At 61.3% G+C, this 13,415-nt stretch carries 11 protein-coding genes; 5 read left to right on the forward strand and 6 right to left on the reverse strand.

The window, feature by feature from the left end; all coding sequences use genetic code 11:
- Positions 1–33: 33 nt before the first annotated feature.
- Both argJ and secA read right to left on the reverse strand, forming a co-directional pair.
- Positions 34–1,251 (reverse strand): bifunctional glutamate N-acetyltransferase/amino-acid acetyltransferase ArgJ, encoded by a 1,218-nt coding sequence (argJ, locus tag PSH86_RS24070; RefSeq protein ID WP_109753795.1) that lies wholly within the window; start codon positions 1,249–1,251, stop codon positions 34–36.
- Between the two features lie 122 nt (positions 1,252–1,373).
- Complete coding sequence (secA, locus tag PSH86_RS24075) at positions 1,374–4,109, reverse strand: preprotein translocase subunit SecA (RefSeq protein WP_305485381.1); 2,736 nt, start codon at positions 4,107–4,109, stop codon at positions 1,374–1,376.
- Between the two features lie 307 nt (positions 4,110–4,416).
- Here secA and PSH86_RS24080 point away from each other — a divergent pair, with 307 nt between their 5' ends.
- Positions 4,417–4,872: a DUF721 domain-containing protein gene (locus tag PSH86_RS24080; RefSeq protein ID WP_305485383.1), complete on the forward strand. Its 456-nt coding sequence runs from the start codon at positions 4,417–4,419 to the stop codon at positions 4,870–4,872.
- A 275-nt stretch (positions 4,873–5,147) separates the two neighbouring features.
- Here the strand turns inward: PSH86_RS24080 and PSH86_RS24085 are convergent, their stop codons facing one another.
- Positions 5,148–6,635, reverse strand: coding sequence for a helicase HerA-like domain-containing protein (locus PSH86_RS24085; protein WP_305485385.1), 1,488 nt, complete (start codon positions 6,633–6,635; stop codon positions 5,148–5,150).
- A gap of 327 nt (positions 6,636–6,962) precedes the next feature.
- Here PSH86_RS24085 and PSH86_RS24090 point away from each other — a divergent pair, with 327 nt between their 5' ends.
- Genes PSH86_RS24090 through PSH86_RS24100 form a run of 3 tightly spaced genes read left to right on the forward strand, consistent with a single transcriptional unit; the run spans position 6,963 to position 9,830 of the window.
- A complete protein-coding gene (locus PSH86_RS24090; RefSeq protein ID WP_109753792.1) occupies positions 6,963–8,054 on the forward strand; it encodes a glycosyltransferase family 1 protein in 1,092 nt (363 codons plus the stop codon).
- A 16-nt stretch (positions 8,055–8,070) separates the two neighbouring features.
- The gene (locus PSH86_RS24095) at positions 8,071–8,838 is read left to right on the forward strand and encodes a DUF2334 domain-containing protein (protein ID WP_109753791.1); all 768 of its coding nucleotides are present in this window, start codon (positions 8,071–8,073) and stop codon (positions 8,836–8,838) included.
- On the forward strand, positions 8,835–9,830 hold the full coding sequence (locus PSH86_RS24100) for a lysylphosphatidylglycerol synthase transmembrane domain-containing protein (RefSeq protein WP_109753790.1): 996 nt from the start codon (positions 8,835–8,837) through the stop codon (positions 9,828–9,830). The genes PSH86_RS24095 and PSH86_RS24100 overlap by 4 nt, the downstream gene beginning before the upstream one ends.
- Positions 9,831–9,834: 4 nt before the next feature.
- Here the strand turns inward: PSH86_RS24100 and PSH86_RS24105 are convergent, their stop codons facing one another.
- A complete protein-coding gene (locus PSH86_RS24105) occupies positions 9,835–10,008 on the reverse strand; it encodes a hypothetical protein (protein ID WP_162893863.1) in 174 nt (57 codons plus the stop codon).
- A gap of 227 nt (positions 10,009–10,235) precedes the next feature.
- Entirely contained in the window at positions 10,236–11,084 is an 849-nt protein-coding gene (gene purU, locus PSH86_RS24110) for a formyltetrahydrofolate deformylase (protein ID WP_003178545.1), read from the reverse strand.
- Positions 11,085–11,391: 307 nt separating this feature from the next.
- Between purU and mvaT the strand changes: the two genes are divergently transcribed.
- Positions 11,392–11,769 (forward strand): histone-like nucleoid-structuring protein MvaT, encoded by a 378-nt coding sequence (mvaT, locus tag PSH86_RS24115; protein WP_003205091.1) that lies wholly within the window; start codon positions 11,392–11,394, stop codon positions 11,767–11,769.
- 81 nt (positions 11,770–11,850) lie between these two features.
- Here the strand turns inward: mvaT and sbcB are convergent, their stop codons facing one another.
- Positions 11,851–13,287, reverse strand: coding sequence for an exodeoxyribonuclease I (sbcB, locus tag PSH86_RS24120; RefSeq protein WP_305485389.1), 1,437 nt, complete (start codon positions 13,285–13,287; stop codon positions 11,851–11,853).
- Positions 13,288–13,415 lie beyond the last annotated feature (128 nt).

The raw sequence follows: 13,415 nt of genomic DNA on the forward strand, positions 1-13,415 counted from the left end.
GCTCGCGATAGGAGCGACTCAGACCCGAGCGTATTAAGTCCGGTACTCAGCGTTGATCTTCACATACTCGTGGGACAGGTCGGTAGTCCAGATCGTTTCGCTGCAAGCACCACGCCCCAGCTCGATACGGATGGTGATCTCTTCCTGTTGCATCACCGCCGCCCCCTGGGCTTCGGTATAGGTCGCAGCGCGAGCACCCTGGCTGGCGATACAGACTTCACCGAGGAACACGTCGATCTTGCTCACGTCCAGCTCCGGCACGCCGGCACGGCCAACGGCGGCGAGGATCCGGCCCCAGTTCGGGTCAGAGGCGAACAGCGCGGTCTTGATCAGCGGCGAGTGGGCCACGGTGTAGCCGACATCCAGGCATTCCTGGTGATTGCCACCACCATTGACCTGCACGGTCACGAACTTGGTCGCGCCTTCGCCGTCACGCACGATGGCCTGGGCCACTTCCATGCACACTTCGAACACTGCCTGCTTCAGGGCGGCGAACAGCGGCCCACTGGCCTCGGTGATCTCCGGCAGGTTGGCCTTGCCGGTGGCGATCAGCATGCAGCAGTCGTTGGTGGAGGTGTCGCCGTCGATGGTGATGCGGTTGAACGACTTGTTGGCGCCGTCGAGCATCAGGTCTTGCAGCACCTGCCGGGAAACCTTGGCGTCGGTGGCGATGTAGCCGAGCATGGTCGCCATGTTCGGGCGGATCATGCCGGCGCCTTTGCTGATGCCGGTGACGGTGACGGTCACGCCGTCGTGCTGGAACTGACGACTCGCGCCCTTGGGCAGGGTGTCGGTGGTCATGATGCCGGTGGCGGCCGCGGCCCAGTTGTTTTCCGACAGGTCATCGAGTGCCGCCTGCAGCGCGCCCTCGATCTTCTCGACCGGCAGCGGTTCGCCGATCACGCCGGTGGAATATGGCAGCACCTGGCTGGCATCGACGCCGGTCAGCTCCGCCAGCTTGGCGCAGGTGCGCTCGGCGGCGGCCAGGCCTGGCGCGCCGGTGCCGGCGTTGGCGTTACCGGTGTTGGTCAGCAAGTAACGCACCGGCCCCTGTACGCGCTGCTTGGCCAGGATGACCGGAGCTGCGCAAAAGGCGTTGAGGGTGAACACCCCAGCGACCGTCGAACCTTCGGCGCAACGCATGACCACGACGTCCTTGCGCCCGGGGCGCTTGATGCCCGCCGAAGCGATACCGAGTTCAAAACCGGCAACCGGGTGCAACGTTGGCAACGGACCAAGACCAACAGCCATGAATGCGCTCCTAAATTAGATGTATATCGACGCCGTCCTCATCGAAACGGCGAATCAAATGGCAAAACGCCGCGACGGCTGGAAGCCGGTCGCGGCGCGGGTGGTTCAGCGTTGAAACGGGTTTATTGGATCTGCCCGTGGCAATGCTTGTATTTCTTGCCCGAACCGCAGTAGCACAGTTCGTTACGGCCCAGCTTCTGCTCGTTGCGCACCGGCGCGGTGGCCAGGGCGACATCGACATCGACACCCTCTTCGGCGACCACTTCCAGGCCCGGGGCTTCGGCGTGTTCGAACTGCATGCGCGCAGCCAGGGCTTCGGCTTCCTGGCGCAGGCGAGCTTCTTCTTCGGCCGGGTCTTCGCGGCGAACCTGAACGTGGGACAGCACGCGGATCGAATCGCGCTTGATCGAATCGAGCAATTCGGAGAACAGCGTGTAGGACTCGCGCTTGTACTCCTGCTTCGGGTTCTTCTGGGCATAACCGCGCAAATGGATACCATGACGCAGGTGGTCCATGGTCGACAGGTGGTCTTTCCACAAGTCGTCCAGTACGCGCAATACAATCTGCTTCTCGAAGGAGCGCAGCGCTTCTTCGCCGGCCTGGTCTTCTTTCTCGTTGTACGCGGCGATCAATTCGGCCAGCAGCTTCTCGCGCAGGGTTTCTTCGTACAGGTGATCGTCTTCGTCGAGCCACTGCTGGATCGGCAATGCCACGCCGAAATCGCTCTGCAAGGCGGCTTCCAGGCCGGCGACGTCCCACTGTTCCGGCAGCGACTGCGGCGGGATATGGGCGCTGACGGTGGCGTTGAGCACGTCCTGGCGGAAGTCGGCGATGGTTTCGCCAATGTTGTCGGCGGCCAACAAACTGTTACGCATGTGATAGATCACTTTACGCTGTTCGTTGTTGACGTCGTCGAACTCGAGCAATTGCTTGCGGATATCGAAGTTGCGGCCCTCGACCTTGCGCTGGGCCTTCTCGATGGCGTTGGTCACCATGCGGTGCTCGATCGCCTCGCCTGGCTGCATGCCCAGGGCCTTCATGAAGTTCTTCACCCGGTCAGAGGCGAAGATGCGCATCAGGCTGTCTTCCAGGGACAGGTAGAAGCGGCTGGAACCGGCGTCACCCTGGCGACCGGCACGGCCACGCAGCTGGTTGTCGATACGCCGCGATTCGTGACGCTCGGAAGCGATTACCTGCAAGCCACCGGACTCCAGTACCTGCTGGTGACGCTTCTGCCAATCGGCCTTGATCTGCGCGATCTGCTCGGGGGTCGGGTTTTCCAGGCTGGCGACTTCCACTTCCCAGTTGCCGCCCAGCAGGATATCGGTACCACGACCGGCCATGTTGGTGGCGATGGTCAGCGCACCCGGGCGACCGGCCTGGGCGATGATCTCGGCTTCCTTCTCGTGGAACTTGGCGTTGAGGACCTTGTGCTCGATGCCTTCCTTGTTGAGCAAGGCGGACATGTGCTCGGAGGTCTCGATGGTGGCGGTACCCACCAGGATCGGCCGGCCCTGGGCCATGCCTTCCTTGATGTCGTTGATGATCGCCGCGTACTTCTCTTCGGCGGTCAGGAACACCAGGTCGTTGTAGTCTTTACGAGCCAGCGGCTTGTTCGGTGGAATCACCACCACTTGCAGGCCGTAGATCTGGTGGAATTCGAACGCTTCGGTGTCAGCGGTACCGGTCATGCCGGACAGCTTGTTGTACAGGCGGAAGTAGTTCTGGAAGGTGGTGGAAGCCAGGGTCTGGCTCTCGGCCTGGATGTTCAGGTTTTCCTTGGCTTCGATGGCCTGGTGCAGGCCTTCGGACAAGCGACGACCCGGCATGGTACGGCCGGTGTGTTCGTCCACCAGCACGACCTGGCCGTCCTGGACGATGTATTCGACGTTGCGATGGAACAGCTTGTGGGCGCGCAGGCCAGCATAGACGTGGGTCAGCAGGCCCAGGTTATGGGCCGAGTAGAGGCTCTCGCCTTCGGCCAGCAAGCCGACGCGGGCGAGCATTTCCTCGATGAACTGGTGACCGGCCTCGTTGAGCTCGACCTGGCGGGTCTTCTCGTCGATGGTGTAGTGCCCCGGCTGGGTCACTTCGCCTTCGACTTCCTCGACGTGCAACTTGAGCTGCGGGATCAGCTTGTTGATCTCGATGTACAGCTTGGAGCTGTCCTCGGCCTGACCGGAAATGATCAGCGGGGTACGCGCTTCGTCGATGAGGATGGAGTCGACTTCGTCGATCACGGCAAAGTTGAGTTCACGCTGGAATTTTTCTTCCATGCTGAACGCCATGTTGTCGCGCAGGTAGTCGAAACCGAATTCGTTGTTGGTGCCGTAGGTAATGTCGGCAGCGTAGGCGGCGCGCTTCTCTTCCGGCGGCTGGAACGGCGTGACGACGCCGACGGTCAGGCCGAGGAATTCGTAGAGCGGGCGCATCCAGTTGGCGTCGCGGCGGGCCAGGTAGTCGTTGACCGTCACCACGTGCACGCCCTTGCCGGACAGTGCATTGAGGTACACGCCCAGGGTCGCCACGAGGGTCTTGCCCTCACCGGTACGCATTTCGGCGATCTTGCCTTCGTGCAAGGTCATGCCACCAATCAACTGAACGTCGAAGTGGCGCATGCCCATGATCCGCTTGCCGGCTTCACGGGCAACCGCAAAGGCTTCGGGCAGGATCTGGTCAAGGGTTTCCCCCTTGGCGATGCGGTCCTTGAATTCGGCAGTCTTGGCGCGTAACTGATCGTCCGAAAGGGCCACCATTTGCTCTTCGAAGGCATTGACAGTCTGTACCGTCTTGAGCATGCGCTTGATTTCACGCTCGTTCTTGCTTCCAAAAAGTTTCTTTAACAAAGGCGCAAACATATCGGCAGGATCTTCCACACTAAAGGGATGGAGGGCGGCCCCGTGAGTCGCCCGTGCAGCCCTCATGGCCGCATGCGAACGAGCATTCTACCCGGAAACGATGGAGAGGAAAGTGGCGTTATTCCACGATGCTGGCACAGCGCTGTGACGGGGCCTCCCTAAAATAAGGGCTTTTGCACGAACTTCAACCCACAAAGCGCAGAAGTTACTCATTGATTGTGCAGCCAAAAGCCGCAGGGCGAGAGGGTCGAGGCGCATCCGACGCTTTCTGCTACCATGGCGCCTCTGTCACTTGCGGTATTCATTCATGGCCTTTCGCCCTCTTCCAGCCAAGGCGCCCGCCGTTCTGCTGCGCGAAGCCAAGCCGCTGAAAGCCATCTTTGGCCACGCCAGACGCCTGGGTCACTTGCAGCGCTTGCTCGACAGCCAGTTGCAGCCGGCCGCCCGCGAGCATTGCCACGTGGCGTCCTGGCGCGAAGGCAGCCTGCTGCTGATCGTCACCGACGGCCACTGGGCCACCCGCCTGCGCTACCAGCAAAAACGCCTGCTGCGCCAATTGCAGGCATTCGAAGAGTTCGCCAACCTGACGCGAATCCTGTTCAAGGTCCAGCCGCCCACCGTCCAGGTCGGCGCCAAGGGGCATACGCTGGATTTGTCCACCGATGCCGCCGCGACCATTCAGGCCACGGCGGACGGCATCACCGACCCCAACCTGCGAGCGGCGCTGGAGCGATTGGCGGCCCATGCGCGGCCCAAGGACTGAGATTTTCGTCGCCTGTTCAATCGCTATCGCGAGCAGGCTCGCTCCCACGATGGACCTTCGGTGTGAATACCATTTCCTTCACCCTACAGATTCCCCCTGTGGGAGCGAGCCTGCTCGCGATAGCGCCAGGTCAGTCGGCCTATTCTTCGCCTGCTAAACCGCCATCGCGAGCAGGCTCGCTCCCACAATAGATCTGCGGCAGGCACACATTTTATGCCTGGCAGAAATCTACTGTGGGAGCGAGCCTGCTCGCGAAGGGGGCGACTCGGTCTTGACTACCGGCGCTTGCTGCCCCCCAGTAACGACCCCATCAATCCGCGCACCAACTGCCGGCCCAGTTGATTGGCCGCCTGGCGCATCGCCGATTTAAGCGCCTGGCCGGCCGCCGTACCGAGAAACTCCCCGGCCTTTTCCGTGAAGCTCGGCTCTTCGGCCGTCGGCTTGCCCGGGGCCACTTCGGCCTGCGGCTCCAGCCCCTTGCGCCCCATCAGCACTTCATAGGCCGATTCGCGATCAATAGGTTTGTCATAACGCCCTTGCAACGGCGAGCTGGCGATCAGCCCGGCGCGTTCGGCCTCGCTCAGCGGCCCGATGCGCGACTGCGGTGGCGCGACCAGCACGCGCTGGACCATTTCCGGCGTACCTTTTTCCTGCAAGGTGCCCACCAGGGCTTCACCGATGCCCAGCTCAGTGAGCACCGCCAGGGCATCGAATTGCGGATTCGGCCGAAAACCGTCCGCCACCGCCCGCAACGACTTCTGCTCCTTGGCGGTAAAGGCCCGCAAGCCATGCTGGATACGCAACCCCAACTGCGCCAACACGTCGTCTGGTAGATCCCCCGGCGACTGGGTCACGAAATACACCCCAACGCCTTTTGAACGGATCAGCCGTACCACTTGCTCCAAACGTTCCTGCAACGCCTTGGGGGTGCCGGCAAACAGCAAGTGCGCTTCATCGAAGAACAGCGCCAACAGCGGCTTGTCCGCATCACCGCGCTCGGGCAACTGCTCGAATAGCTCGGCCAGCAGCCACAGCAGGAACGTCGCGTAGACCTTCGGCGCTTCATGGACCAGGCGGCTGGCGTCCAGCAAGTGGATGCGACCGCGGCCATCGCTGGCCGGTTGCAGGATGTCTTCCAATTGCAGGGCTGGCTCGCCGAACAACGCGTCCGCGCCCTGCTGTTCCAGGGTGGACAAGCGTCGCAACAAGGCCTGGCTGGAGCCGGTGGTCATCAGGGCCGCGTCGTCCCCCAGCAACTCGGGGTTGTCCTTGAGGTAATTGAGCAGCGCCTTGAGGTCCTTGAGGTCGAGCAGCAACAGGCCTTCGCGGTCGGCCACCTTGAACGCCGCGTAAAGCGCCGACTGCTGGCTGTCCGTCAGTTCCAGCAGGCTACCGATCAACAACGGGCCCATTTCACTCAGAGTGGTGCGCAGCGGATGACCGGACTGGCCGTGGATATCCCACAAGGTCACCGGATAAGCCTGGGGTCGGTGATTGAGCCAAGGCATGCCGGCGATGCGCTCGGCGATTTTGCCCTGGGGATTGCCGGCAGCGCCGAGGCCACACAGGTCACCTTTGATATCCGCGGCGAACACCGCCACGCCGGCATCGCTGAACATTTCGGCCAGGCGCTGCAAGGTGACGGTCTTGCCGGTACCGGTGGCACCCGCCACCAGACCATGACGGTTCGCCAGGCGCATGGCCTGGGCGATGGGCTGGCCACTGAGGTCGGCGCCAATAATGAGTTGCGATGAGTCAGGCATATGGTCACCCGTGGTGTTTGCGATATGACGCCATTTTGCACGCTTATATAAAAGCATGCCTGGCGCATCAAGGCCCTGGCACTGGAAATAAAAACCGCATTTGACCGCACTCATGTGGCGAGGGAGCTTGCTCCCGCTGGGCTGCGAAGCGGCCCCAAAATCTTGGGAGCGCTTCGCACTCCAGCGGGAGCAAGCTCCCTCGCCACATATTCATTGGCATAGCCACTACGTCACCACAACCCCAACCGAACATCTATTCTTACTAAAGGTCAACACAGGAGAACACAGACCGGAGGGACGTTCATCGTGCACATAGCGGACATCACCATGTTCTACGCCCCCGCCAGCGGAGGCGTGCGCACTTATCTGGATGCCAAGCACCGACGCCTGGGCGATCGGCCCGGGATTCGCCACAGCCTGCTGATCCCCGGCGCGCATTTGAGCGAGCACGATGGGATCTACAAGGTTCCGGCCCCCGCCCTGCCTTTCGGCAAGGGCTATCGTTTCCCACTTCGCCTGGCCCCCTGGCGCAATGTCCTGCGTGATCTGCAGCCGGATCTGATTGAAGTCGGCGACCCCTACCTCACCGCATGGGCGGCCCTGGACGCACGGCGTCAGCTCGACGTGCCCGTTATCGGCTTTTATCACTCCGACCTGCCACTGTTGGTGAGCAATCGCATGGGCAACTGGTTCACCCCCAACATCGAAGCCTATGTCAGCAAGTTGTACGGCAATTTCGACCGGGTCCTGGCACCCAGCCAGGTCATGGCCGACAAACTGACCGGGTTGGGGGTCAAGAACGTCTACGTGCAACCGCTGGGCGTCGACCTGCAGACCTTCAACCCGGCCGCCCGCGACCCGGAGCTGCGGGCTGAGCTGGGTATCGCCGAAGACACGCGCCTGCTGATTTTCGCCGGTCGTGGCTCCAAGGAAAAAAACCTGCCGGTGCTGCTCAAGTGCATGAAGCGCCTGGGCGAACGCTACCACCTGTTGTTGGTGGGCTCGTCGATGCCCGCCGTGGTGCCGGACAACGTCACGGTGATCGATGAGTTCTGCCCGGCGCCGCAAGTCGCCCGGCTCATGGCCAGCGCCGACGCCCTGTTGCACGCTGGCGACCAGGAGACCTTCGGCCTGGTGATCCTCGAAGCCATGGCCAGCGGTATTCCCGTGGTGGCGGTGGCGGCCGGGGCCTTCACCGAAATCGTCCATGAAGACTGCGGGCTGCTGTGCACGCCCAACAACCCGCAGGCCATGGCCAACGCCGTGCGGCAGCTTTTCTCCGAAGGTTGCCAACGCCGTGGGGTTCTGGCGCGTCAGCATGTGGAGCGCCGTTACGCCTGGGACTCCGTGGTCAACAGCTTGCTGGGGCATTACTACGCCGTGCTCGGCGAACAGATGCCGCTGCTGGCCAATGGTTGAGGCGAGGTCCGTGTCGATGAATCAACCGCCCAGCGTGCTATTGGTGCTGCACGACGTAGCACCGCAAACCTGGCCCGACTACCAGCCCTTCGTCGAGGCCGTGGATGCCCTCGGCCAAGTGCCAATGACCTGGCTGGTGGTGCCGGACTTTCACCGCACCAATGACCTGGAGGCTCACCCCGGCTTTCGGCGCCTGCTCGACAGCCGGGTCGAGCGCGGCGACGAACTGGTGTTGCATGGCTACTACCATTGCGACGACGGCCCTGTCGCCCTTCATCCCAAGGACTGGTTCATGCGCCGGGTCTATACCCATGAGGGGGAGTTCTACCATCTGTCCGAGGCGCAGGCCCTCGCCCGCCTGCGCGCCGGTATCCAAACCTTCGAGCGCTACCACTGGCCGCTGGAAGGTTTCGTCGCCCCGGCCTGGCTGATGAGCGAAGGTACGCGCCAGGCCTTGCGTCAGTTACCGCTGAGCTACACCAGCGACACCCAACACCTTTATCGCTTGCCCGATTTCACCGCCATCGACGCGCCGGGGCTGGTCTGGAGTGCCCGCAGCGCCTGGCGCCGTGGCCTGTCGAAAGTTATCAGCGACCAGCGTGAACAACGCTGGCGCCAGGCACCGGTAATTCGCCTGGGCCTGCACCCGGTGGACATGCGCCACACGTTTTCCCGGGACTATTGGCTGCGCACCCTCGAACGCCTGCTCAACGACGGCCGCGTGCCGATGACCAAGCTCGACTGGCTGGCGACCCAGGGGCTGCGGGCCCGCAGCGCCGCATGAAACGGCTGATCTGGCTGGGCGCCGCGCTGCTCACGGCGCTGCTGGTTCCGCTGCTGGTGGGCGGCGGGGAAATGTGGTCGCGGGTGCAGCGTTTTCCCTTGTCGCTGCTGCTGGCCATGCTCGGCATGATCGTGCTGTGCTGGGGCTTGAACTCCGTGCGCTTGCGCCTGTTGCTAGGCGAACATCGTGGTCGCATCAGCGGACTGAAAAGCGTCGGCGTGGTGATGTCCACCGAGTTCGCCATGTGCGCGACGCCCGGAGGCAGTGGCGGCCCGCTGACGCTGATGGCCCTGCTGGCGCGCAACGGCGTGCGCCCGGCCCATGGCAGCGCGGTGTTTGCCATGGATCAGTTGAGCGACTTGCTGTTCTTCCTCTGCGCCCTGGTGGGCATTCTGTTTTACGCGCTGTTCCAGAACCTCAGCCAGCGCATGGAATGGATGCTGGTGTTGAGCGCGATTTCATTGTTCGGCGGGCTGTTCGGCTGCGTACTGGTGGCCCGTTATCACCGCAAGCTGATTCTGCTGGGCGCTCGATTGCTGCGTCACTTGCGTGTGAAGCCCCTCACCCGCCGACGCTGGGCACGCAAGATCCTGAGCTTTCTGGCGGCGTTCACCGACACCTTGAAGTTGCCACGACAGACACTGTTCCAGGTCTTCGGCCTGACCTGCCTGCACTGGGCGTTGCGCTACAGCGTGTTGTACCTGGCATTGAGGGGGCTGGGGGCGGATTTGCAATGGGCCTGGTGTTTCCTGATCCAGATGCTGTCCTTGAGCGCGGGGCAGTTCAGCCTGTTGCCGGGCGGTGCCGGAGCGGCGGAGTTGACCTCGGCGGCGCTGCTGGCGCCCATGGTGGGCAAATCCACCGCGGCGGCGGCGATTCTGATCTGGCGGGCGGTGACCTATTACTTTTATCTGGTGGCCGGTGGGCCGGTGTTCTTCCTGATGGTCGGGCGGCCGTTGATCAAGAAACTGATCCGGCTCAGGCAAGCCTGACAGATCAAGGTTTCTGTTCAGAATCGTCCTGGGGATGCAACTGCTCCCACAATTGCGCGGCATCGGGAAACTCAGTGCCGTCCTCCGGGCCCAACGCGTCGGGGTCGTAGCGGCTGAGGCAGCCCTCGCCCAGGGTCGCCGGCGCTTTGGAAGTGGCTTTGTCCAATGGATCGGTCATGGCGCGTTCCTCCGTGAGGTGGCATGAAAATCACCGTGGCGAGGGAGCTTGCTCCCGCTCGGCTGCGCAGCAGTCGTAAAACCTGCCTACTCTACTTTCCCGATGCACGGTGTTGAATTTTTTGGTCTGCTTCGCAGCCCAGCGGGAGCAAGCTCCCTCGCCACGGACATCGTTGTTCTTCAGTAAAAAGGCCTGGCGATCGCTCGTCCAGGCCCTTTGCAGTGTAGTCAGAAGACCACGGTCTTGTTGCCGTGCACCAGCACCCGGTCTTCCAGGTGATAACGCAGGCCACGGGCCAACACCATCTTCTCTACGTCACGGCCGAAACGCACCATGTCTTCGATGCTGTCGCTGTGGCTGACGCGCACTACATCCTGCTCGATGATCGGGCCGGCATCCAGCTCTTCGGTCACGTAGTGGCAGGTGGCGCCAATCAGCTTCACACCGCGCATCGACGCCTGGTGGTACGGCTTGGCACCGACGAATGACGGCAGGAAGCTGTGGTGGATGTTAATGACCTTATGGGCATATTCGCTGCATAAGGCTGGCGGCAGGATTTGCATGTAGCGCGCCAGCACCACCACCTCGGCATCGTGCTGCTTGACCAGCCGCGAAACCTCGGCAAACGCCGGCTGCTTGTCCTGCGGGTTGACCGGTACGTGGTAGTACGGGATACCGTGCCATTCCACCATGCTGCGCAAGTCGTCATGGTTGGAAATCACACAGGCGATGTCGCAATCGAGCTCATCGCTGTGCCAGCGGTGCAGCAGGTCGGCCAGGCAGTGAGACTCACGGCTGGCCATCAACACCACGCGTTTTTTCTGCGCGGTGTCGGTGATACGCCAGTCCATCGAGAACTCTTCGGCAATGGGGGCGAACGCTTCACGAAAGGCTTCGATACCGAAGGGCAGCGAGTCGGCACGAATCTCGTGACGCATGAAAAACCAACCACTTTGATTGTCCGAGTGATGGCTCGCTTCGGTGATCCAGCCGTTATGGGACGCCAGAAAGTTACTGACTTTAGCAACGATACCGACGCGGTCCGGGCAAGCAATCACCAGACGAAAAGTGCGCATTAGGGAAACTCCAGAACTTCGCAAAGGCGGCCATTCTAGCCATTGCGCGGCAAAACTGCAGTATCGATGACACGCCACCTTCTCAGCGACGGCCCCGGGTCACGACCTGCGCGGTCTGGGCAAGCAGGCTATATGTGTGAACAGATGTGAAGGCATCTGTCGCGGTATTTAACTGCAACAGGCATTTTTGTGGCACAGCACTAATTAATTAAATAAAACACCGGTTAAATGTTTACTTGATGAAACTGTCTGATTACTATTGCCGCACTGTCTCCTTGTCACCCGCGTCCTACATAAGGTAGTCCACATGTCCTTGATCAATGAATACCGCGCCACAGAAGAAGCCATCAAAGAACTGCAAGCTCGCCTGAAAAATCTGTCCCAAGACGACAAACTGCAAACCGAGCTTGAATTCGAAGGCAAACTGCGCACTCTGATGGGCGAATACTCCAAGTCGCTGCGCGACATCATTGCCCTGCTGGATCCAGAAGCCAAGTCGAGCAAAGCACCACGTGGCGCCGTCAAAACTACCGGCACCAAACGCGCTCGCAAAGTTAAGCAATACAAGAACCCGCACAACGGTGAAGTCATCGAAACCAAAGGTGGCAACCACAAGACTCTGAAAGAGTGGAAAGCCAAGTGGGGCGGTGACGTGGTTGAAGGCTGGGCAACCCTGCTGGGCTAAGCCTTAGCGCTTCGCACCGTTCTTTGCGAACAAAAAACGCCAGCGATTGCTGGCGTTTTTTATGCCTGCCATCTTTTTATTTCATCGCGGCTCAAGGCTTAAACGTTTGCGCAATTGCTGGCTATAGCCCTGCCACTCCGCGAGTACTTCTCGCTGCATTGGTGTAGACAGCGTCATCCAGTCTGCCATCGCTTCATCAAAACTTTCCAAGGTATTAGGCGCGCCCCATTCCGGGGATGACAGACGTTGTTGGCAGAAAAGTCTCCAACGCCCCTGCTCTTCAGGATTCAACGTGTCCGGAAAGTTACGTGCGCGGTATCGGAACAATAGTTCCGGCAAACGCTCATCATCGAACGGCCAGCGTTCTTGAGCCAATTGCGCCGGATCAGCCATGCGCACTTGTTCACATAAACGCCGATCACGATCGCCCAAGAAGCCTGCGTATAACTGTTGCTCGGGATCCTCGCTGGCGCTGAAATCCTCGCGAGCATAAATAGCCTGAAGTTTATCCTGCCAAACTTTCTGTGCGTCAGTTAGCCGCAATGCCCGCTGCTGATAGCCCTCCATGTCCAGTTCCAATCGCTGCTGGTCCTCGGCACGCAGCACCGACAACGGCGCGATCACCGGACACTTGTTGATATGGATAAGCTTGAGCGGCACCGGCAACTCTCCTTCGAGCAATGCTTCCCGGCGGGTATACAAGCGCTGGCGCAGGCTTTCGGCATCGAGGTCCAGCAGGCCCTGGGGGTCCAGGTGCAGGTCACAGACAATCAGGGCGTTGCGGTTTTTCGGATGCCAGGCCAGCGGCAAGACCACACCGATGTAGTTGCGCGCCGCCGAGAAGCGACCGGAAATATGCACCATGGGCTGCAACAGGCGGATCTGGTCCATCACCTTCTGTTTACTGCGCAACTGGAACAACCAATCGTAGAGCCTGGGCTGCTTCTGCCGGATCAGGCGCGCCAGGGCGATGGTCGCGCGCACGTCCGACAACGCGTCGTGGGCCTGGCCATGATCGATGCCATTGGCGGCGGTCAGGCGCTCGAGCTTGAGGGTAACGCGACCATCCTCTTGCGGCCAGACAATGCCATCGGGGCGCAGCGCATAAGCGGCGCGCACCACATCGATCAGGTCCCAACGACTGTTGCCGCCCTGCCATTCCCGCGCGTACGGGTCGAAGAAATTCCGATAGAGGCTGTAGCGGGTCATTTCATCGTCGAAGCGCAGGGTGTTGTAGCCGGCGCCACAGGTGCCGGGCGCTGCCAGTTGTCCGTGGACACGGGTCATGAAATCGGCTTCGCTCAAGCCTTTCTCGACCAGGCATGCCGGGGTGATACCGGTAATCGCACAGGCTGCCGGATGGGGCAGGATGTCATCGCTGGGCCGGCAATACAGGTTCACCGGCTCGTCGATTTCATTGAGTTCGAAATCGGTTCGGATACCCGCCACCTGCAAGGGCCGGTCACAACGCGGGTTGATGCCGGTGGTTTCGTAGTCGTACCAGAAAATGGAAGTCACGGGCTGTTCCTGAACTGAAGACTGGCGAAGTCTAGGCGTTCGAACCCGCCGGCGACCAGCAGTCCTGTAACTTTTGAATGCCAATGCGCGGGGCCACACCCCCCCCTTGTGGGAGCGAGCCTGCTCGC

The organism is Pseudomonas sp. FP2300 (genome assembly GCF_030687595.1).
Lineage (GTDB): Bacteria > Pseudomonadota > Gammaproteobacteria > Pseudomonadales > Pseudomonadaceae > Aquipseudomonas > Aquipseudomonas bijieensis.